The following is a 22,257-nucleotide window of genomic DNA, read 5'->3' on the forward strand; positions in this document are numbered from 1 at the left end:
GGCCAAGGCGGCCGCACCCCGCGCGACGCCTACGGCAACCCGCTGATGCACGAGGGCACGCCGCTGTTCAAGCTGAGCCGCCGCGAGCAGGAACAGCAAAGGATGCAGCAAGCGCAAGGCCGCAACAAACCGGTCTACCAGCGCGACAGCAACGGGGACGTCAACGGCAATGTGGCGCTGGATCACGAACGCCGCTTCGGCAACAAAAACGCCGCCGCGCCGGCCGGCCAGCCGGCCACGGGCAAGAACGGCGCGCCGCCGCGTCAGGGCAAGCCCGACGGCGGCAAGCAACTGGTGCAAAAAGCCAAGAAACTGCGTTTGCGCAGCCCCAATCAAGACATCAAGGACAAGGCCAAGCGTTTGCGCGAAGTCCGCGTGGATCTGGACGATATCGAACCGGTGCGACTGCAAAAAGCGCTGGCGGCGTCCGGCGTCGGCTCGCGTCGCGAGATGGAAGAATGGATCGAAGCCGGCCAGGTCACCGTCAACGGCAAGAAAGCCAGCCTGGGCGACCGCGTCGGTCCGCGCGACCGCGTGATGGTGAAGGGCGACCAGATCAAGTTGAAATGGCCGGACCGTCTGCCGCGCGTGATCATGTATCACAAGGAAGAAGGCGAAATCGTCAGCCGTGACGATCCGGAAGGCCGCGTCACTGTGTTCGACCGTTTGCCGCAGGCCAAGTCCAGCCGCTGGGTGGCGATAGGCCGTCTGGACGTCAATACTTCGGGTCTGTTGCTGATCACCACCAGCGGCGAACTAGCCAACCGCATGATGCACCCCAGCTTCGAAGTAGAGCGCGAGTACTCGGTGCGCGTGTTGGGCGAGCTGACGCCGGAAATCATGAAGCAGATGGTGGCCGGCGTGGAACTGGAAGACGGCGAAGCGCGTTTTGACCGCGTCTTCCAGAAAGGCGGCCCGGAAGAGGCGGCCAACCAATGGTTCAACGTGGTGATCAAGGAAGGCCGCAATCGTGAAGTGCGTCGCATGTTCGAGCACTTCGGCTTGACGGTCAGCCGGCTGATCCGCGTGCGCTTCGGTAATATCGGTTTGCCTCCGCGCTTGAAGCGCGGTCAGTTTTACGAGCTGAACTCCGCTGAAGTGGCCGCGGTGATGAAGTGGTCCAATCTGACCGTCACCGGCGGCAAGAAGGCGGCGCCGGTCAAGAAGGCCTCGGCCAAGGCGCACCGCTGAGCGTGCGCGTCATGTTGTGGAGCCTGGCTGCCCGCGCCTGGTCGCGTTTGCGCGGCGCGGCGCCGGCGGTTGAGCCGGCTCCGCCGGCGATAGGCAAGCGTCAGCGCGCCGCCATCGCCATCGTCGACGGCGGGCGCATTTTGCTGATGCATCGCGTCAAACCCGGCAAGGACTATTATGTTTTGCCGGGCGGCGGCATCAAGCGGCGCGAGACGGCCGCCATTGCCTGCGTGCGCGAGACGCGCGAGGAAACCGGGCTCAACGTTCGTTTGGGCGGCATGCTGTGCGTGTTGGACGCCAAGGACAGGGTCGAGCATGTGTTCCTGGCCGCCAGCCACGCCGGGGAGCTTAGACTTGGCGGGCCGGAGTTGGCCAAGATGGGGCCCGACAATCTTTACGAGCTTGAGTGGCTGGATCGCGAGCAGCTGCGGCGGGTCAAGCTGAAGCCCAAGGGCTTGCTGCCGCATTGCCTGGCCTTGTTGGAACCCGCCGCCGGCCGTTGAGGCTGGCGTTTTTCATGGATGGATGGACGAAGATGAGCAAGGCGTTTACCAAGGAAAACGACGAGGCGGAGGAGGATCTTCCGGCTGAGCGGCGCTTGCCCGCCTCCACTAAGAACTACATCACGCCCGGCGGCTGGCAGCGCTTGAAGGATGAACTCTATCACCTGGTCAATCGCGAGCGGCCGGAGATGGTGCAGGTTGTGAACTGGGCGGCCAGCAACGGCGACCGTTCGGAGAACGGCGACTATCTGTACGGCAAGCGCCGCCTGCGCGAGATAGACCGCCGCATCCGCTTTCTGACCAAGCGTCTGGAAATCGCCGAAGTGGTGGATCCGGAAACCCGGGAGGCGACCGACCAAGTGTTTTTCTCCGCCACCGTGCTGATTGAACGTGGCGACGGCAGCGAGCAATTGTTGCGCATCGTCGGGGTCGACGAGATCGATTTGGCGCGCGGCCATATCAGTTGGATCTCGCCGATTGCGCGGACGCTGTTGAAGGCGCGCGAGGGCGACTCGGTGTTGTTCCGCGGGCCGGACGGCGATGAAGACATCGAGGTGCTGGAAGTGCGCTACGAACGCATAGACTGAGATTTTCGCAAACGCGAGGGAGAACGGCCCGGACATCAGTCCGGGCCGTTTTCTTATTTGGCGGAGCGGAATCAGTCCAATAGCTTGCGCAGCCAGCCGTGTTTGCCGCCGTGGTGGCCCCCGCGGCGGCGCTCGTCGTCATGGCCGCGACCATGCGCGGACGGGGCGTAGGCGGCGGGAGTTTGGGTTTGCAATAAGCGCTCAAGCTGGCCGGGGGCCAGCCAGACTCCGCGGCACTGCGGGCAGTAATCGATGGCGACGGACAGACGCTCGCCCATCAGCAGGGTGACTTGGCAACTGGGACAATTCATGGCGTGCTCCTTGGCGCGCCGGAGCGGCGCGGTGGGTCAGGGAAATGCGCAGGCTCGGCCTCGCCAGCGCATTGCAAACCATGAAGCGGCTACAGGGTCAAGTTTTGCCGCGCGGAGGCGCGTCGTCAGGTCGCGATTGCGCGGCCAGGGTGCGGTTGATCTGCATCCAGCCGGCGGTGGCAGGCTTGCCGGTTTGCCCAAACGCCGCTTGCAGCAATTTCAGTTGCTCGCGGTGAAGGGCTTCTTCCAGCTTGCGTCCTTCCGGGGTCAGCGTCAGTTGCTTGACCCGCTTGTCGTGCTGCGCGGCCACGCTTTGCACCAGCGCCATTTCCAGTAGTTGGCGCAGAGGCATGTTGATGGCCTGCTTGGTCACGCCCAGCGCAGCCAGCAAATCCTTGACCGATAAACCGGGGTAGCGGGCGACGAAGAAAAGGATGCGGTGGTGCACGCGAGCCAGGCCGCGTTTGGCCAGCATTTCATCCGGTTTATCGGTGAAAGCTTTGTAGGCATGGAAGAAGGCTTCCATGGCGGCGCGCATGTCATCGGACGGAGATAGGTCAGCCATGTTGACGGAACCTGCTGTGGTCGGTAGATTGAGTCAATATTATTGACATTAGTAAGAAAGCTGCGGGCAAGCCTATGCAGAGTACCATGTTTTCAGAGCGCATCGAACGGCTCAGCGGCTCGCTGATCCGGGAAATACTGGCGGCGGCGCAACAGCCGCAGATGATCTCTTTCGCCGGCGGCCTGCCGGCCAGCCAGTGTCTGCCGCCCTTGGATTTTACCGGGATGCCGGCGGCCATGGCGCAGTACGGTGCCAGCGAAGGGGAGGCGGAGTTGCGCGAGCTGATCGCGGAGCAGGCGCGGCGCATGGGCATAAGCTGCGAGGCTGAGCAGGTGTTGGTGCTGTCTGGTTCGCAGCAGAGCATCGATTTGTGCGCCAAGCTATTCATCGATCCCGGCACGCCGGTTGTGACCGAAGGGCCGACTTATCTAGCCGCCTTGCAGGCTTTCAAGCTCTTCGGCGCCCGCGTTCACGCGGTGGGACAACGGGACGGCAGGCTGGAGCCGCAGGCCTTGGCCGCTGCGTTGGAACAGGCGCGGCCGCGCTGCTGTTACCTGATTCCCAGTTTTCAGAACCCGGCGGGCAGCTGTTACAGCGCCGAAGACCGGCAAGCGCTGGCGGCCGCCATCGACGCCGCCGGAGTGCCCTTGATCGAAGACGATCCTTACCGCGCCCTCAGTTACGACGGCGAGGCGCCGGCGCCGTTGGTCAGCCATTTGAAGAACGCGCCTTGGATTTATTCCGGTTCCTTTTCCAAAACCCTGGCGCCCGGCTTGCGCGTCGGTTTCCTGATTGCCTCGCCGGAGCTGTACCCCTATTTGATGCGTCTGAAGCAGGCGACCGATCTGCACACCAACCGTCCGGCGCAGTGGTTCATTGCCCGTCAGTTGCGGGATCCCGGCTATGAACAACGTTTGCTGGGGCTGCGCGAGGTGTATCGCGTCGGACGCGACGCGATGCAGGCTTCGCTGCAGCGGCATTTCGCGGATTTGGCCGATTGGCAGCTGCCGCAAGGCGGGTTGTTTTTCTGGCTCAAGCTGAAGCAACTCAGGGATACCCGCAAGCTGCTGCCGCTGGCTTTGCAGCAGAATGTCGCCTTCATGCCGGGCGAAGCATTCTTTCCGGAGCCGGAACAGAACCTCGGCTATATGCGCCTGAATTTCAGCCATGCTTCTCCAGAGCGCATCGAGATAGGCATCGCCAGACTGGCGGCTTTGCTGCGCGCCTAGGCCGCCGCGGAGTAAGCCGCGGTTCAAAGTCCGCGCGCAGCCCGTCCTGGGCTAGCGCGTCAGCGCGGGGAGGGATGCTCGCCGCCATGCGTCATAAAAAATAGCGCCGGCCTTGCTCATGGGGCGGCGCTTCTCTTCATCTTCCCGGCCCCCCAACGAAGGCATCGTTTTCCCCTTCTTCTTTTCCTCTATCTCCTGCGGCCTGCCGGAGCATCCTTTCCGTGTCTCAAGCCAAGTTGGCGCTAGGAGCCGCTAACCAACCCCCTGATCCTGCGTTGCGCCTCCTTGCCGTACGACTTGCACTGCCTGCGTCGGCGCGCCTTGGCTCAGGTTCTCTGCGAGGATTCGTTAGCGGTTCTAAGCGCTTCCCCTTGTCCTGAGGCAGAGAAGATGGCCGATGCGATCGACCGGCCTCCTGCATTATTAAGAAAATTGAATATGCCAAACACATTGTTTTTGATGCAAATTTTATGCTTTTGTCAATTGTGGTGGATGTTTCGCTACTAGGCATCATTCTTATATTTATTTTCTTTAATTAAGAATTTGCCGGTATTGGATCAATTAATTAAACAACTGCCGGTGATTTGTGCCGTAATTGTCATGTCGATTGGAGTTGAATTCATCGACCCGGATCATGTTTTTGTCGGTCCAGTTCGCAGCGCTTAAATCTTTGATATCGCCGCGAAAATCTGTATTTCAAAAAATACAAGCCGTAAATCGGCTGAAGTGGTAACTGGCAGTTCGGGGGATGCTTTTCCTAGAGGTCTTTCAGTATAGTGCTGACGCTTCATTCTTCCCATATGGGATTTTTTGAATTAAAGCGATCAAATAAATCTACACGAAAACAATTTGAGCATCAATATTCATTGCGTTTTTCTGATTTGGGCTACACGGAAAAATAGCCATGCAAATTATTAAAGCAATGCTGATTCGCAATGATTTGATCGCTGAAATGATATCGAATCATCTCAAAAGAAAGTCCGATTACGGCGCATGAGACACACTGTAAATCCTATTCTCTTGATTCAAACGCTGCTTGGGCAAACCGCCGCGCACGCGTCACACATCCTTACGTGAAAACGAAGGGATGATCCTCTCCAACCTGTCGAGGACATGGTTTCGACAGGTCGGAATATATCAAAACAGCATGACTGCTTCTTGAATGGGGCGGGCTACGGCCCGGCCTGTATTCAAAGTCCTCGCGATCATCGCGGCATTCGCCGTGGCTGAACGTGCGGCAGGGTGACGGCGAAAGTCGGCCTAGTGAGGGCGAAGCGACGATTCGACTTAGGCCGCACGGGCTTATTTCGATGGGCGCTCGCCGCGAATTCCCGGAGCAGTTGTCGATACATGGAGGTCTTGCAATGTATTCCTCTTCCGATGTCGCATCGCGGCGCATATCCGCCGCGGACAAGTTCGGACCTCATCATGCTTTTCCGCATCGCGAAGCCCTGAGCATCGCCCGGCAGTTGCTGTGGCGGGCGGAGGCGAGTCCCGATCGTCTCGCCTACGCGTCGGCCGATCCGGTGAAAAACATCGCGCTCAGCTATGCGGGGCTGTGCGAACGGGCGTCCGGCATCGCCGCGCGTCTGGCGCAAGCGACCGAGACCGGCGACCGGGTGATGCTGGTCTATCAGGAACCTCTCGATTTCCTTCCGGCTTTCTTTGGCTGCTGCCTGGCCGGCGTGATTCCCGTGCCGGTGGCGCCGCGTCACGGCCGGGACACGATGCTTGCGATCGCAGAGGACTGCGGCGCGGTCATCGCGCTGACGGCTGAGGCGCGAGACGCCTTGCCTGGCCTGCGCTGGATGCGCACGGACGAAACCGAGGGCGCCGCGCCCTTTTTGCGCGCCGCCGGCGAAGGCCGTCCGGTTTTGCTTCAGTACACCTCGGGGTCCACGCGCACGCCGCAGGGTGTCGTGGTCACGCAGACCGGGCTGTGGGCGACGATAGAGGATCTTGATCGCGGCGCGATGCACGACGCGGACAGCGTAATGATCAGTTGGCTGCCGTACTTTCACGATATGGGCCTGGTGTACGGCATTCTCACCCCCTTGCAATGCGGTTTTCCCGCCTATTTGATGGCGCCGGAGAAATTCGTCGCCCAGCCCATGTCCTGGCTGCGCGCCATCGAGGCGCGGCGGGGCACCCACACCGCCGCGCCGAATTTCGCCTATGCCTTGTGCGCGGACCGCGCGGCGGATCTCGCGCCGGGGACCGATCTGTCGTCGCTGCGTTACGCGTTGAACGGCGCGGAACCCGTGCGCTGCGACACAGTGCGCCGTTTCGAGGCGGCCTTCGCGCCGTTTGGACTGAAACCGTCCGTGGTGGCGCCGGGCTACGGCCTGGCCGAGGCTACGCTGAAAGTGACCGCTGGCCGATGCGGCGAGGGCACGCGCGGCGTGCGCTTCGGGCGAGACGCGCTGGCGCGAGGCCGGGTGTCGCCAGAGGCGGACGGGGTTGAGTTGGCGGCCTGCGGTTCGAGTCTGATCGATACGCGCGTCCGGATTGTCAATCCGGACACGCGCGAGCCGTGCGCGGCGGATGTCGTGGGCGAAATCTGGGTGTCTGGAAGCACGGTTGCCGACAGCTACTGGCGCCGCCCTGAGGAATCGCGCGAGATCTTCGGCGCGAGGCTGGCCGATGACGACGGCGTCTGGTTGAGAACCGGCGATCTTGGTTTTCTGTACGACGGCGATCTGTTCGTGACCAGCCGGCTGAAGGATTTGATCATTGTCGGCGGGCGGAATTTTTACAGCCACGATCTCGAAGACACCGTGTCGGCCTGCCACCCGTCCATTCGAATGGGGCGCGTATTCGCCGCCGCCGTCGACGGGGAGGAGGGCGAAGGGGTTTTGATCGGCGCGGAGGTGCGCGGCGGCTGCGAGGAGGCGGATGCCCGCGAGATTCTGCCGGTGATTCGCGCGGCGCTTGCGCGGGAACACGGCGTGGCGCCGGCGCGCGTCGCGCTGCTGCGGCGCGGCAGCATCCTGCGCACGTCCAGCGGCAAAACCCGGCGCAGCGCCACCCGCGACGCGCTGCTGCGCGGTGAACTGAGCATCATCGCCGATGACGCCGCCGACATGAGCGACGACGCGATTCTCTCCGAAATCTCGAGTTTTGTGCCCGGCGCGGCGGCGACGCCCGACGCCAGGCTGATCGATCTGGGGCTGGATTCGCTGTCGGCCGCGCGGCTTGCCGCCATGGCGCGGGCGCGCCACGGCGTGGAATTGTCGTTCGCGACGCTGTTCGCGCTCTCGGCCGAGCAACTGAGGCGCGAGATCATTGCCGCCAGAGCCCGGCATGATGGAAGCGCTGCGCCTGTTTCGGTTCGCGGCTATGCGGCGGGAGAGCCGTTCGAGCTGTCCGAGATGCAGCAAGCTTATTGGATTGGCCAGCAGGGCGGCGTGCCGCTGGGCAGCGTGTCGCCGCACATCCGAGTGGACTTCGAGATCGACGCCGCGCGCGCGCCGGAACTGGGCCGGCGTCTCGCGAGCCTGGTCGCGCGCCATCCGTCTTTGCGGATGACGGTGGGCGCCGACGGGCGCGGGGTGTTCGACGCGCTCGCTTACGACCCCTTGTTGCCGCCGCAGGATTTGCGCGGACTCGATGCGGCGGAGGCCGCCGAACGTCTGGAGGCGACGCGCGCGAGCCTGGCCGAGCGCGACGGGCCGCCCGTGGTCGCGGCGGTGACCCGCCTGACGGACAGCACGGCCATCCTGCACATGCGGCTTGGCTTGTTGGCCGGCGATCTGCGCAGCTTTCTGCAACTGATGGCCGAACTGGCGCGCGGAGCGGCCGGCGATGTTCCCGCGCAACTGATCACGCCGATGACGCCGGCGGCGCCGACCGGCGAGCAGCGCGAGGCTTGGTTGCGCCGGGTGGAAGCCATCGCGCCCGCGCCTGAATTGCCGATGAAGATGGCGCTGGCCGACGTGGCCGAACCGCGCTTCGCCGGCCGCCGCCGTGAATTGCCCGCCGCCCTGTCCGCCGCGTTGGCGGCGCGCGCGCAGGGGCTTGGGGTCACGCTGACTTCGCTGTGCATCGCCGCCTTCGCCGACACCTTGCGGCTGTGGACGGCGGCGCATGCGTTCACGCTCAATGTGACTTGCAACACGCGGGCGGAGCAGGCCGGACAGGCGATAGGCGATTACACCAGCAACGCTTTGCTGTCGCTGAGCGAGCGCCATGAGTCGTTTGCCGCGTTCGCCCGGGAGGTGCAGCGGCAAGTGTGGGCGGATCTGGACGCCCCGTGGTGCTCCGGCGTGTCTATCCTGCGCGAGTTGAGCCGCCGCAACGGCGCGCCGGTATTGATGCCGGTTGTGTTGACCAGTTTGTTGTCCGGCGACCCGGCGGACGACCTGTCCATTCTGGACGGCATTGGACGCGTGGTCGATATGGCCAATCCGACGCCGCAGGTGTCGTTGCACGCTGTCCTCGGCCGTCGCGGCGATAGGCTGCTGGTGATGTGGGAATTCGTCGCCCAGTTGTTCCCCGAGGGCATGATAGACGCGATGTTCGACGCTTTCCTCGGCGCGCTGGAAACGATGGCGACTGAAGCCGCTGCCCTTGAGCGGCCGACGGTGGCCCGGCTCGCGCCGGAGCAGGCGGCGCGGCGAGAGGCCGTCAACGCCACCGAGGCGGAGCGCGCGCCGCGCCGGCTGGAAACGCCCATCATCCGGCAGGCGCGGACCGCGCCGGAGGCCGTCGCGGTCAGGCAGGGCGCGGCGACGCTGAGCTACGGCGAGCTGCTGCGCCAGGCGGAGGACATCGCCGGCGCGCTGCGGCAAAGCGGCGTGGCGCGCGGCGACGTGGTGGCGGCCATCGTCGCGCCGGGGCCGCGGGCGGTGGCTGCGCTGTTGGGCATCGTGATGGCGGGCGCGGTCTACCTGCCGATAGAACCGTCTTGGCCGGCCGCGCGCATCGAGGAGCTGCTCGGCGAAGCCGGCGCCCGCCACGCGGTGGTGAGCGAGGGCGGCTGGACGCTGCCGGTGCAAGCGTTGCGTCTTGATTTGCCTCTGCCGCCCGGCGACGCGGGTCCGGCTCCGGACCTTGAAGCCGGGGACGCGGCCTACGTGATTTTCACTTCCGGTTCTACTGGGCGGCCGAAGGGGGTGTTGATTGCGCACGAGGCCGCGGCGAACACGATAGACGACATCAACGAGCGTTTCGCGGTCGGTCCGGCGGATCGCACGCTGTGCGTGTCCTCGCTGGCTTTCGACTTATCGGTCTACGACATCTTCGGTCTGCTCGCGGTTGGCGGCGAGGTGGTTTTCCCCGAGCGGGCTCGGGACCCCGACGCGATGGCCCAGGCGCTCTGCGACGGCCGGATCACGATCTGGAATTCCGTGCCGGCCGTGCTCGAATTATTGCTGGACGTGGCCGCGCCGCGCTCGCCGGATCTGCGGCTGGCGCTGTTGAGCGGCGACTGGATCGCGCCCGGTCTGGCCGGGCGGCTGCGCGACGCGTTTCCGGCGTTGCGGCCCATCAGCCTGGGCGGGGCGACTGAGGTGTCGATTTGGTCGGTGGTGCATCCGATCGCGCCCGAGGACGCGGCGCTGGCGTCCATTCCCTACGGCAGGCCGCTGTCCAATCAGCAATGTTTCGTGCGCGCGCCGGACGGCCGGGAGCGCCCGGACGGCGTGGTGGGCGAACTGCTGCTGGGCGGCCGCGGCCTCGCGCTCGCCTATCTGGGCAACGAGGCGGAAACCCAGCGCCGTTTCTTCATCGACGCCGAGGGCCGCAGGCTCTACCGCACCGGCGATCTTGCGCGCTGGCAACCCGACGGCGAGCTTGAGCTGCTCGGACGGATGGACGGGCAGGTCAAGGTGCAGGGCTATCGGATCGAACTGGGCGAGATCGAAGCGGCGGCGATGCGCGCAGGTTGCCTGGCGCGGGCGGTGGCCTCGGTGGTCCGGCGCAACAATGCGACGGCCATCCAGCTGCATGTGGTCGCGCGGCCGGATTACGACGGAGATATCGTTGCGGCCGTGCGCGCCAAGCTGGTTCTGCATCTGCCCGCCTATATGCAGCCGCATCACGTGACGGTGTTGGACGCTTTGCCGCTGACGGCGAACGGCAAGGTGGACCGCGCGCGTCTCGCCGCGCTGGCGGCCCCGGCTCCCGCGTCGGCGAAGCCCGCGGCGGCCGCGCGGCGCGACGACTCGCTGGAGGCGACGATGCTGGCCGCGTTCGCCGAAGTGGTCGGCGTCGAGATAGACCCGCAGCAGGGCTTTTTCGACGCGGGCGCCACGTCGATGCACGTGGTGCGGCTGCGCGCGCTGTTGGCGTCGCGCGGCGTCGCCGTTCCCCCGCTGGTCGATTTCTTTTCGCTTGCCACGATACGGGCGCTCGCCGAGCGCGCCGATTCGGGCGACGCGGACCTTTCCCCAATGATTGACGTCGACGGCGCGCGCGCCTATCGACAGCGCGTACGCGCACGCAAGGAGGCTTTGTAATGACTTACTCAACACCCGTGGACGCCGTAGCGATCATCGGCGCCAGTTGCCGCTTGCCCGGCGTCAGCACCCTGGAACAGTTCTGGTCGATGATTGCCGACGGCCAAGTGGCGATCGAGCGCTTCGGTGCGGACGCGGCGCGCCGCGAAGGCGTGCCGGAGACGGTGCTGGGGCAGCCCGGCTTCGTTGGCGCCGGCGGTCCGCTGGACGGCGTCGACCAGTTCGACGCCGCCTATTTCGGCATTCCGCCGTCCCAGGCGGCGGCCATGGATCCGCAGCAGCGCATCTTCCTTGAATGCGTGCATGAGGCGCTGGAACGAGCAGGGCACGGCGCGGCGCGAGGCGCGCGCGTCGGTGTCTGGGCCGGCTCGGCCAGTGTGGATTATCTCGTAGACCATGTGCGCGACCGGCTGGACCGCGCGTCGCCCAACCGCTATCTGCAGCAATGGGTGGGCGTGGACAAGGACTATCTGGCCACTCAGGTTGCGTACCGGCTCGACTTCGGCGGCCCGGCCATCACGCTGCAGACCGCGTGTTCGACTTCGCTGGTCGCCGTGGTCCAGGCGATGCAGGGGCTGTTGAGCTTCCAGTGCGATTTCGCGGTGGCGGGCGGGGTGAGCGTCGCTTTGCCGCAGCGGCAGGGATATGTGTACGAGGAGGGCAGCATTTTGTCCGCGGACGGCGCTTGCCGTCCGTTCACCACAGACAGCAGCGGCACGGTCTTCGGCAACGGCGCCGGCGTGGTGGTGTTGCGCCGCCTGGAGGACGCGCTGGCCGACGGCGATCCCATCATGGCGGTGATTCGCGGCGGGGCGGTCAACAACGACGGCGCGGCCAAGGTGGGCTTCACCGCGCCCGGCGGGCGCGGACAGCAGGAGGTGATCCGCCAGGCGCTGGCGTTCAGCGAGGTGGACGGAGCGTCGATCGGCTATGTCGAGACGCACGGCACGGGCACGGCGATCGGCGATGAGGTCGAACTGGCGGCGCTGGGCGCGGCTTTGGGCGAGCGCTCCGGCGCACGCTGCGCGCTGGGCACCCTGAAGGCGAACGTCGGGCATTTGAACGCGGCGGCGGGCGCTTGCGGGCTGATCAAGGCCGCGTTGGCGGTGGAGCATGGGCGGATTCCGGCCGCCGTCGGCGCGGAACGCGCGATAGACGCGTTGCGCGGCGACGCCGGCTTCTATCTGCCGACGAAAACGGCGCCTTGGGATGAGCCGCTGCGGCGCGCGGGCGTCAGTTCCTTCGGCATCGGCGGCACCAACGCCCACGTGATCATCGAAGCGGCGCCGCCGCGCGCGCCGCGCACGGCGGATGTCGCGCCGCTCTTGCTGTTGTCGGCGCGCGGCGAGGCCTTGCCGGCGCTGTGCGCGGATTACGCGGACTTTCTCGACGGCCATCCCGAACTGAGGATAGAGGACGTTTGCCTGACGGCGGCCCTGGGGCGGCGTCATTGGGAGAAGCGCGCGGCGTTTCGCGCCGAATCCCGGCAGGCGCTGATACGCGCGCTGCGCGCCTTCGCCGCCGGCGAGGCGGATGCGGGCGTGATCGCGGGGGAAACGCCGGCGCGTGCGCCGGAAGTCAGCTTCGCCTTCGGCGGCGCGGGCGATCTGGACGCGGTGCTTGCCCGCGTGCAGCTGTGGCAAGCGAGCGGCGTCGTTCCGGCCAGTGTGTGCGCGACGGGCGACGGTGTGTTTGCCGCGGCTTTCGCGGCGGGCGCGCTGAGCCTTGACGATGCGCGGCAGCGCCGCGCGGACCGTGCCGTCGCGCCGTCCTTGCTGTGGGTGAGCGCGGCTTCGGGCCTGCCGCTGGACAGCGAGGAGGCGGTAAGGGAAGAGCTGGCGCGCGCGGAGATGGCGCTTAGCGCCCCCGCCGCCGCCGAGGCGCTGGAGGCTGCCGGCGCGGAGCGGGTGCTGGACTTCGGCGACACGGTGTTGGGGACGGGCGCCGGCATGGCGTCGCTGAATCCGGCCTCTCCGGACGCGCTGGCGCGGCTGTGGACCGCGGACGTGGCGCTGGATCTCGCGCAGCACTACCGCGACGGCAACCGGGTGGCGTTGCCGACGTATCCCTTCCAGCGCCAGCGTCACTGGATAGATCGCGCGCCGCGTTTCCTGGCGGCGGGCGCGACGCCCTTCCTCGGACGACGCACGGACGCGCCCGCCTTGGACGCGACCTTCTTCGACGCGGAGTGGAGCGTGGCCGCCTTGCCCTTCCTGCAGGACCATGTGATCTACGACAAAGTGGTGGTGTCCGGCGCGGCGCTGGCGGTGATGATCGCAGACGGCGCGCGCGAGCTGACGGGATCGGACGCCTGCGTGTTGAGCGATTTGCGCTTCCCTGCGGCCTTGGTGATTCCGCCGGACGCGGCGCGTAAAGTCCAGCTGCAACTGGTGCGCGACGGCGATGGCTTCGAAGCCACGGTGCTGACGCTGGAGTCCGCCGACGTCCACGCCACGGCCAGGGTGGACGCCGGCGAGGCGCCAGGCGTGGCGCCGTCGGAGCCGGTGCGCGGAGAAGCGATCTCCACCGAGCTGATGGATAGCTGGCTGCGCGCGCGCAGCGTGGTGATGGGGCCGACCTTCCGGCGCTTGTCGGACATCGTCGTCGGGGACGGCGACGCGTCTTGCGATATGCGGGCCGACGCCGACGACGCGGGTTGGTTATTGCATCCCGGGATTCTGGATTCGGTGTTGCAACTGGTGGCGGCGGCCGCGCGGCCCGAGGGCAGCAAGGCTTTTGTGCCGACGCGCATCGCGCGGTTGGCGCTGCAAGGGCGGACCGGCGCCGGGATGCGTTGTCACGCGTCGGCCGAGCGGGGGCAGGCCAGTCTGTTCGATGCAGGCAAGGTGCTGCTCGAAATGACCGGCCTGGAGTCGCGCGAGGTCACTCGCAATGAATTGCTGCGCGTCGAGCCGCTGCGCGAGGGCTATGCGGTGGAATGGCGCGACGCGGCGGGCGGCGAGGCCGCCGAGTTGCCGGCGTCCATCGCCATCCTGAGCGGCGCGGGACAGACGGCGGCCGGGCTGGCGGCGATGCTGCGCGACGAAGGCAAGGAGGCCGTCGTGGTGGCGGCGGTGAATGATATTCCCTTCGACAAGGCGGGCCTGATTGTCGATTGCCGCGGGCTGGAGGCGCGCGGCGACGCGCCGGCGCCGGCGGTTTACGCGGGTGCGCTGGAACTGTTCGCCATGGCCGCGCGACGCGAGCGGCCTTGCCGCATCGCCGTGGTGCTGGCGCCGGACGCGCCGGCCTCGGCGCCGCTGCAGGCGCTGTCGCGGGCGGTGGCGATGGAAACGCCGCATCTTCAGACGCTGGCGCTGCATGCGGGCGACGCGCGGGCGATCCGCCGCGGCCTAGACTGCTTTGACCGCGAGACCGAAGTCGCCGTGCGGGGCGACGCCGTCACCGCGCCGCGTTTCGATGAACGCGCGCTGCCGCTTCGGGCCGATCTCGCGCTCTCGGCCGACGCCACTTGGTTGATTACGGGCGGGTTGGGCGAACTCGGCTTGCGCGTTGCAAGCTGGCTGGCCGCGCTGGGCGCGCGCGCCTTGGTGCTGACCGGCCGCCGGCCGGCCGATGCCGCGGCCGAATCGACGCTGTCCGCTCTGCGCCGCGACGGCGTCGAAGTGAAGGTGTGGCAGGCGGATGTGGCGGTGGAGGCGGATGTCGACGCGTTGCTGGCCGAGATCGACGCGACCATGCCGCCGTTGCGCGGCGTCTGCCATCTGGCGGGCGTGGTGGAGGACTGCCTGGTCGGCGACGTCACGCCGGCGTCGCTGGCCGCCACTCTGGCCGGCAAGGCTCGCGGCGCCTGGCTGCTGCATGAGCGCACCCTGGCTTACCCGCTGGAACACTTCGTGCTGTTCTCCTCGGCGGCGGCCGCCTTCGGCGCGCCGGGGCAATCCACCTACGCGATGGCGAACGCCTACCTCGACGCGCTGGCGGCGCGCCGCCGCGAGCAGGGGCTGCCCGCGCTGTCCATCGCCTGGGGACCGTGGCAGGACGTCGGCATGCTGGCCCGTTCGAGCGCCAACGCCAAGCGGCGTCTCGCGCAGCTGGGCATCGGCCAGATCGAGGCCGAATGCGGCCGCGCCACCTTCGAGATCGCGCTGGGGGCGGATCTACCAGCCCATCTCGTGCTGCTGCCCATCGATTGGGGGCGCTTGATCGAACAATGGCCGCCGCATGTGCCGGCCAGCCGCTTCGCCGGCATTGCCACCGCGCAGCCGGGCGCGGGATCCACGTCCTCGGTCAGCGAACTGCTGGCGCTGCCCGCGGCCGAACGGCGACATCGTTTGTTCCAGCTGCTGGCGGAGGACGCGGCCTTGGTGACGGGCACGCCGCTGGCCTCGCTGGACCCCGAGCGCTCCTTGTTCGACTACGACCTGGATTCCTTGCTGATCACCGATCTGCGCGTGCTGCTGGAAAAGCGTTTCGGCCGCGCCATCCCGACCACGGTGATTTTCTCGAATCCGACCATAGCCGCGCTGGCGGACCATCTGACGCAGACGGTATTCGGCATGGCCGACGCGGAGGCGACAGCCGCCGCGCCCGCCGCCGAGATCGACGCGCCGACGGACGCCGCCCCGATGTCGCAGGAGGAGATCGTGGAAATGCTGTCCGCGAAATTGAACGAACTGAATAGAAAGGGTGCGCGATGAGCCAAATCGACACGACTATGCTGATGCGGAACGCGCTGCGCGAGATAGAGCGCTTGCAGCGCGAGCTGGACGGCGCAGAGCAGCGGCGGCACGCGCCCATCGCCGTGGTCGGCATGGCTTGCCGCTTCGCCGGCGTTGATTCGCCGGAGGCGCTGTGGAGGGGGCTGCTTGACGGCGCGGACGGCGTGAGCGAGGTGCCGGCCCAGCGTTGGGACGCCGAGCGCTACTTCGACGCAGACCCGGACGCGAAGGGCCGCATCTATTGCCGCACCGGCAGTTTTCTGGACGATATCGCCTCCTTCGACGCCGGCTTTTTCGGGATTTCGGCGCGCGAGGCGGCGATGCTGGATCCGCAGCAGCGCATGCTGCTTGAAGTGACTTGGGAAGCGGTGGAGCGCGCGGGGATGACGGCGGCGGAACTGAAAGGCTCGGCCACCGGGGTGTTCGCCGGCGTCATGCACCAGGACTACGCGCACCGCTTCCGCCGGGCCGATGACGTCGATCTTTACACCGCTTCGGGCAACGCGCCCAGCGTGCTGGCGGGCCGCGTGTCGCACGCGCTGGGCCTGCACGGACCCACGCTGACGATAGACACCGCGTGCTCGTCGTCGCTGGTCGCCGTGCACCTGGCGTGCAATGCGCTGCGCGCCGGCGAGTGCGACATCGCCATCGTCGGCGGCGTCAATGTGGTGTTGTCGCCGCTGTCCACCGCCGCCGAGTGCCGGGCGCATATGTTGTCGCCCAGCGGCCGTTGCCGTTCCTTCGACGACGGCGCGGACGGTTTCGTGCGCGGCGAGGGCTGCGGCGTGGTGGTGTTGCAGCGGCAGGCCGACGCCGAAGCCGCCGGGCGCACGATAGACGCGCTGATCGCCGGCTCGGCCGTCAATCACGATGGCCGCAGCGCGGGCCTGACGGTGCCGAACGAGCACGCGCAGCGCGAGCTGGTGCGGGCCGCTCTGCGCGCCGCGCGCATCGATGCGTCCCAGGTGAACTATGTGGAGGCGCACGGCACCGGCACCGCGCTGGGCGACCCGATAGAAGCGGCCGCGCTGGCCTCCGTGTTTGCCGGCCGCGATCGCTCGGACCGCGTGCTGTTGGGCTCGATCAAGAGCAATTTCGGCCACCTTGAAGGCGCGGCGGGAATCGCCGGGCTGATCAAGGCGGCGTTGACGGTGCGTCATGGCGTGGTGCCCGCCACGCTGCATGTGCGCACGCCCAACCGCGGCATTGAATGGGACACCCTGCCGTTGCGCCTCGCGCTCGGCGCGGAACGCATAGACGGCGGAGACGCGCCCTGCGTCGCCGGGGTCAGCTCCTTCGGTTTCAGCGGCACCAATGCGCACGCGGTGCTGGTCGCGCCGCCGCGCGAGGCCGCCGGCGAAACGGCGGCCAGCGCGGGCGAAGGCGCGCAGTTGCTGGTTGTTTCCGCGAAATCCGACGCCTCGCTGCGCGGCAACGCGGCGCGGCTTGCGGACCATCTGGCCGGACTCGACGCCTCGGCGTGGGCGGCCGCCTGCCACGCGTCGCGCGTTGCGCGTTCGCATTTTCCGCATCGGCTCGCACTGACGGCGGCTACCGCGGAGGAGATGGCGCGCGAACTGGGCCGCTTTGCGCGCGGCGAGGCGGCGGCCGTCCACAGCGGCGTGTGCGGCGGAATGCCGTTCGGCCGCGACGCGGCGCCGCCCGAGACCGACGCGGGCGGCGACCCGGCCGAGCGGCTGGACGCGCTGGCGCGGCGTTATGTGGCCGGCCTGCCGGTCGACTGGCCGGCGCCGGTCGGCGCCGGACGCCGCGTCGCGCGGCTGCCGGCCTATGCCTTTGACCGTCAGTCTTACTGGGTTGACGAAGGGCCCGCGACCGCGGAGTCGCCGCTTTACCGCATCGCCTGGCAGCCGGTGGAGGCGCCGGCCGGCGCGCGCCGATCGGGCGAGCGGATTGTCGCCGGCGATCCGGCTTTGTGCGCGGAAGTGGCGCGCGCGCTGGAAGCCGCCGGCGAACGCTGCGTGATCGCGGCCGCCGAGATCGACGCGATCCGCCACGCGGGCTCCGCCGGCCTGGTGCTTGCTTTCGACCGCGCGTCCGGGGGCGAAGACGCGGTGGAGGCCATTGCGCGTCGCGGCGCCTTGCTGAGCGCGCTGGCGCGCGAGCGCGTCGCGACGCCGTCGGCGTCCATTGCCGTGGTTACGCGCGGCGGGGCGGCGACCGGGCCGGCGGAGGACGTCGATCCCGTCCTCGCCGCCTTGAGCGCGGCCGTGCGCGTCGCGCGGCGCGAACAGGGCCGAGCCTGGCGAGGCACGATCGATATCGACGGCTCGCCGGCCTCCTTCGACACACTGGCGGCGCTGCTTGCCGACGAAGCCGCCGAGGAACAACTGGCGGTGCGCGGCGCCACCGTGCTGGCGCCGCGGCTGCGGCGGGCGGGCGTTGGCGCGGCGGCCGCGCTGCCGGCGCTGGACGCCGACGCCGCCTACGTGGTGACCGGCGGCACCGGCGCCTTGGGCCTCGCGACCGCGCGCTGGCTGGCCCGTCGCGGCGCGCGCCATCTGCTGCTGATCAGCCGCGGCGGCGAAACCGGCGATGCCGCGAAGGCCGCTTGCGCGCGTTTGCGCGACGACGGCGTCGAGGTCCGCGTGGCGGCGGCCGACGTTGCCGACGAGGCCGCCTTGCGCGGCGCGCTCGCCATGGCCGGCAGGCCGATACGCGGCGTCGCGCATTGCGCGGGCATTGTGCGGGACGCGACGCTGGACGCGCTGGACGCCGCGGCCTTCGCCGCGACCCTGAGCGCCAAGGCCGGCGGCGCGGCCTTGCTGGATCGTTTGACCGAGGGCGAACCGCTCGACTTCTTCCTACTGTATTCATCCATCTCCGCGGCGGTGGGCCGTCACGGGCAGGCCGCCTACGCCGCCGCCAACGGCTATCTCGACGCGCTCGCGCAGCGGCGACGCTTGCGCGCGCGGCCGGCGTTGTCCATAGGCTGGGGGTCTTGGGTGGCGGGCATGGGCGCGGCAGACGCGAAAACGGCGGAACGGATTCGCGCCGGAGGTTTGAACCCGCTGAGCGAAGGCGAGGCCTTCGCCGCGCTGGAGCAGGCGTTCTCGGGCGAGCCGCACCTGGTGGCCGCCTCGATCGATCTGAACCGGATCGCGGCGCAGCCCGATCTGCCGCGCCTGATTGAAGGCTTGGTCGGCCGTGCGCCGGCCACGAGCGCGCGGACTCTGTCTTTCGACCAACTGCGCGGCCATCCCGCCGGCGAGCGCCGCGCGCGGGTCGCCGATTATCTAGAGGCGGAATTGCGCGCGGTGCTGTCCAGCCCGGCGGCCTTGCCGCGTCAGTCCTCGCTGCTGGACCTGGGCGTCGACTCGTTGACCGGCGCGGAATTGCGCAACGAATTGGAGCGCGCGCTGGGCGTGTCCGTCGCCATCACGCACTTGATCGACGGCTCCTCGCTGGATGAACTGATTGATCAAGTCATGGCGCAGCTGGAGCGGAAGCTGGTGACAGAACAACACTCGGCCGTCGGTGCCGACACGGAGGAAATCACGCTATGACCATGGCACGGCTCATGACCGATCTTGCCGACGCGGGCGTCACGCTGCGCCGTCGCGGCGATCAGCTTCAGGTACAAGCGCCGCAGGGCGCGCTAGACGCCGCGCTGGTCGCGCGGCTGCGCGAGGCCAAGGAGGAACTGTTGCGCGTGCTCGACGACGAGGGCGCGCGCGCCGCGCCGCTGGCGCCGGCGCAGCCGGGCGAGGCCGGCGACGCGGCGGCCTTGTCGCCGGGGCAGGCTCGTTTGGTCGCGGCGACAAGGTTGGGCGATCCGGCGATGTACAACGAACAGGCGGCGATCGAACTCGCGGACGCGGTGGACGCGGAGGCTGTGGCCCGCGCCTTCGCCGCGCTCGCGCGCCGGCACGACATCCTGCGCACCGTTTTCAGCGACGGCGAGCCGGTGCGACAGACGGTTTTGCCCGAGCCGATCGTCACGCTGCAAGCGTGGACGGTGGACGGCGACGACGCCTTGCGCGCGCGCGCCGCCGACTTGGCCCGGCTGCCGTTTGCCGCCGGCGCGCCGATGTGGCGCGTCGATTTGTTCTCGACGCCCGAGCGCGCCGCCGTGCTGGTGCTGACCATCCATCACGCCATCTTCGACCGCTGGTCGATGAGCGTGCTGATTCGCGATTTCAGCGCCTATCTCGCGTCGCCGGACGCGGCCGAGGCCCCGGCGTCCGGCCTCAGCTATCGAGATTATTCCGCCTGGCAGCGCCGCTGGATGGCATCGCGGGACTACGCGGCGCAACTGGACGCCTGGGTGGACGACTTGGCGGAAGTGGACGAGGTGCCGGCGATACGCGGCGACCGCCCGCGTCCGCCGGCGATGAGCGGGCGCGGCGGCACCGAGCGTTTCGAGATTCCGGCCGATTGCATGGACGCGGCCGCCGCGTTCTCCCGCAGCCGCAACACCACGCTGTTCACCACTTTGTTCAGCGCCTTCGCGCTGCTGCAACATCGTTATACCGGCGAAGCGCGCGCGCTGACGCTGACGCCGGCGGCCAACCGGCCTTTCCAGGCCGCGGAGGAGATCGCCGGCTATTTCGTCAACCTGGTGGCGCTGGCCACCGAGGTGGGCGAGGGCGATAGCTTCGGCGCGCTGGTGGACCGGGCTCGCGACGCCAGCGCGCGGGCGTTCGCCCGTCAGGGCGTGCCGCTGGACGCCATCGTGGAGCGGCTGCGCGCGCGCGGCGGCCCCCGGCACGAACAGTTCGCGCAGACGGTGTTCGCTTTCCAGAACGTCCGTCTGCCGGCGGTGCGCACCGCGAGCGGCGCGGCCGTGCCCTTCGATCTGGACAGCCCGTTCGCGCGCTTCGATCTCTATCTGTCGATCGAAGGCGACGAGCGAGGCACTTTCACGGTGTGGCAGTACAACACCGATCTGTACGAAGCGGCCACCATCCGCCAGTTGGGCGAGCACTACCTGGCGCTGCTGCGCGCGGCGCTCGCCTCGCCCGACGCGGACGCGCGCGCCTTGCCCATATTATCCGCCGAGGAAGAGGCGCGTCTGCGAGGATGGGGGCGGCATGAGCTGCCGTATCGCGCCGACGCCGCGATAGACCGGCTGTTTCGCGAGCGCGCGGCGGACCATCCCGGACGCGTCGCGCTGGAGCAGGGCGGCGTGCGCTGGACTTACGCGGAGCTTGATCAGTGGTCGGACCGCGCGGCCGGCGCGCTGCGCGCGGCCGGCGTCGAAGCGGGCGCGGTGGTGGGCGTCGCGGGCGAGCGCTCGCCGCGGCTGCTCGCCGCCTTCCTCGCCGTGCTGAAGGCGGGCGCCGCCTATTTGCCGCTTGATCCGACTTATCCGGCCGCGCGCTTGCGCGCGATGACGGAGGATGCCGCACCGGCGCTGATGATCATCGCCGACGGCTTGGACGCCGGATGGCTCGGCGATTATGCCGGGCCGGTGTTGAGCCTGGCCGATTGCGAAGCCGGCGTCGCGCGGCCGCTCCAGTCCGAAGCGCGGCCCGCGGAGGCGGAGAGCCTGGCCTATGTGATGTACACCTCGGGGTCCACCGGTCAGCCCAAGGGCGTGGCGGTGCCGCACCGCGCGGTGGCGAGGCTAGCGACCGGCGGCGGCTATGCGCGGCTGGACGCGTCTACGGTGATGTTGCAGCAGTCTCCGCTGGGTTTCGACGCCTCAACATTCGAAATCTGGGGATGTTGGTTGAACGGCGGGCGGTTGGTGGTCGCGGAGCCGGGCATGCCGTTTCTGGACGCGGCGTCGCGCGACGGCGTCACCACGATGTGGTTGACCGCCGACCTGTTCCGCATGGCTGTGGAAGAGGAGCCGGCCGCGCTTGGAGGCCTGCGCGAACTGCTGACCGGCGGCGACGCGCTGCCGGTGGCGAGCTGCCGGGCTTTTCTCGAGGCCTGCCCCGGCGTTGCGCTGATCAACGGCTACGGCCCGACGGAAAACACCACCTTTACTTGCAGCCATCGGGTGACGACCGGCGACGCGCGGCGCGGCTCGATTCCGATTGGGCGGCCTATCGGCAACACCGAGGTGCGGGTGGTCGACGCGGGAGGCCGCCTGGTGCCCGTCGGCGTGCCCGGCGAGCTGTGGGCGGGCGGCGACGGACTCGCGCTAGGCTATCTGGGGCGCGCCGATTTGACGGCGGAGCGTTTCGTCGCCGCGCCGCCGCCGGACGGCGGACGCTGGTATCGCACTGGCGACCGCGTGCGCTGGCGGCGCGACGGGGTATTGGAGTTCCTGGGCCGGATCGACGAGCAGATCAAGCTGCGCGGCTATCGGATAGAACTGGGCGAGATCGAGGCGACGCTGGGCCACCACCCTGGGCTGAGCGGTTGCGCCGTCGCGCTGCGGCGCAGCGCCGCGGACGAGAAACAATTGGTCGGCTATCTGGTGGCGCGGCCGGATTCGGGCGAGGCCGCGGATTCCGCCGCGGTGCAGGCGTGGCTGGAGGCGCGGCTGCCGGGTTATATGGTGCCGCGCGTCTGGGTCTGGCTGGACGCCTTGCCGCAGTCCGCCAACGGCAAAGTGGACCGCAAGCGTCTGCCGGATCCGGTGGTCGAGACGGGAGCGGCGGCGGCGGAGACCGAGGCCGAGGCGGCGCTGGTGGAAATCTGGCAAGGCCTGCTGGGGCTGGAACGCGTGGGGGTGAGGGATAACTTCTTCGCGCTGGGCGGCGACTCCATCCTGAGCATTCAGATGGCGTCGCGGGCGGCGGAGCGGGGCTTGC

The 22,257-nt window shown here is 68.1% G+C and carries 10 protein-coding genes; 8 read left to right on the forward strand and 2 right to left on the reverse strand.

Annotation, left to right across the window (positions count from 1 at the left end; all coding sequences use genetic code 11):
- Positions 1-45 precede the first annotated feature (45 nt).
- From ACUXV1_RS18310 to greB, 3 genes are read left to right on the forward strand one after another with little or no spacing between them, the layout of a single operon-like run.
- A complete protein-coding gene (locus ACUXV1_RS18310) occupies positions 46-1,191 on the forward strand; it encodes a pseudouridine synthase (RefSeq protein WP_425265945.1) in 1,146 nt (381 codons plus the stop codon).
- Positions 1,192-1,202: 11 nt separating this feature from the next.
- On the forward strand, positions 1,203-1,694 hold the full coding sequence (locus ACUXV1_RS18315) for an NUDIX domain-containing protein (protein WP_052370569.1): 492 nt from the start codon (positions 1,203-1,205) through the stop codon (positions 1,692-1,694).
- A gap of 32 nt (positions 1,695-1,726) precedes the next feature.
- Positions 1,727-2,281, forward strand: a complete 555-nt coding sequence (greB, locus tag ACUXV1_RS18320) for a transcription elongation factor GreB (protein WP_043591017.1) — start codon at positions 1,727-1,729, stop codon at positions 2,279-2,281.
- Between the two features lie 71 nt (positions 2,282-2,352).
- Here greB and ACUXV1_RS18325 read toward each other — a convergent pair whose 3' ends face one another.
- Both ACUXV1_RS18325 and ACUXV1_RS18330 read right to left on the reverse strand, forming a co-directional pair.
- Positions 2,353-2,592, reverse strand: a complete 240-nt coding sequence (locus tag ACUXV1_RS18325) for a TFIIB-type zinc ribbon-containing protein (RefSeq protein WP_446016136.1) — start codon at positions 2,590-2,592, stop codon at positions 2,353-2,355.
- A 97-nt stretch (positions 2,593-2,689) separates the two neighbouring features.
- Positions 2,690-3,157, reverse strand: coding sequence for a MarR family winged helix-turn-helix transcriptional regulator (locus ACUXV1_RS18330; protein WP_043638457.1), 468 nt, complete (start codon positions 3,155-3,157; stop codon positions 2,690-2,692).
- An 86-nt stretch (positions 3,158-3,243) separates the two neighbouring features.
- On the opposite strand from ACUXV1_RS18330, the gene ACUXV1_RS18335 reads away from it, so the two are divergent.
- From ACUXV1_RS18335 to ACUXV1_RS18355, 5 genes are all read left to right on the forward strand, one after another.
- A complete protein-coding gene (locus ACUXV1_RS18335; RefSeq protein ID WP_446016137.1) occupies positions 3,244-4,386 on the forward strand; it encodes an aminotransferase-like domain-containing protein in 1,143 nt (380 codons plus the stop codon).
- A 1,364-nt stretch (positions 4,387-5,750) separates the two neighbouring features.
- Positions 5,751-10,844: an amino acid adenylation domain-containing protein gene (locus ACUXV1_RS18340; protein ID WP_446016138.1), complete on the forward strand. Its 5,094-nt coding sequence runs from the start codon at positions 5,751-5,753 to the stop codon at positions 10,842-10,844.
- Positions 10,844-15,505, forward strand: a complete 4,662-nt coding sequence (locus ACUXV1_RS18345; RefSeq protein WP_446016139.1) for an SDR family NAD(P)-dependent oxidoreductase — start codon at positions 10,844-10,846, stop codon at positions 15,503-15,505. The genes ACUXV1_RS18340 and ACUXV1_RS18345 overlap by 1 nt, the downstream gene beginning before the upstream one ends.
- Complete coding sequence (locus tag ACUXV1_RS18350; RefSeq protein WP_446016140.1) at positions 15,502-19,053, forward strand: type I polyketide synthase; 3,552 nt, start codon at positions 15,502-15,504, stop codon at positions 19,051-19,053. Before ACUXV1_RS18345 ends, ACUXV1_RS18350 begins: the two co-directional genes overlap by 4 nt.
- A 14-nt stretch (positions 19,054-19,067) precedes the next feature.
- A partial coding sequence (locus tag ACUXV1_RS18355; RefSeq protein ID WP_446016141.1) for an amino acid adenylation domain-containing protein occupies positions 19,068-22,257 on the forward strand: 3,190 nt, incomplete at its 3' end.

Source organism: Chromobacterium sp. W521, from assembly GCF_052805975.1.

What these genes read in the sequence shown, in the direction of transcription:
- ACUXV1_RS18310 (WP_425265945.1), top strand. Translation starts at nt 46, where the DNA reads ATGCACGAGGGCACGCCGCTGTTCAAGCTGAGCCGCCGCGAGCAGGAA.
- ACUXV1_RS18315 (WP_052370569.1), top strand. Translation starts at nt 1,203, where the DNA reads ATGTTGTGGAGCCTGGCTGCCCGCGCCTGGTCGCGTTTGCGCGGCGCG.
- greB (WP_043591017.1), top strand. Translation starts at nt 1,727, where the DNA reads ATGAGCAAGGCGTTTACCAAGGAAAACGACGAGGCGGAGGAGGATCTT.
- ACUXV1_RS18325 (WP_446016136.1), bottom strand. Translation starts at nt 2,592, where the DNA reads ATGAATTGTCCCAGTTGCCAAGTCACCCTGCTGATGGGCGAGCGTCTG.
- ACUXV1_RS18330 (WP_043638457.1), bottom strand. Translation starts at nt 3,157, where the DNA reads ATGGCTGACCTATCTCCGTCCGATGACATGCGCGCCGCCATGGAAGCC.
- ACUXV1_RS18335 (WP_446016137.1), top strand. Translation starts at nt 3,244, where the DNA reads ATGTTTTCAGAGCGCATCGAACGGCTCAGCGGCTCGCTGATCCGGGAA.
- ACUXV1_RS18340 (WP_446016138.1), top strand. Translation starts at nt 5,751, where the DNA reads ATGTATTCCTCTTCCGATGTCGCATCGCGGCGCATATCCGCCGCGGAC.
- ACUXV1_RS18345 (WP_446016139.1), top strand. Translation starts at nt 10,844, where the DNA reads ATGACTTACTCAACACCCGTGGACGCCGTAGCGATCATCGGCGCCAGT.
- ACUXV1_RS18350 (WP_446016140.1), top strand. Translation starts at nt 15,502, where the DNA reads ATGAGCCAAATCGACACGACTATGCTGATGCGGAACGCGCTGCGCGAG.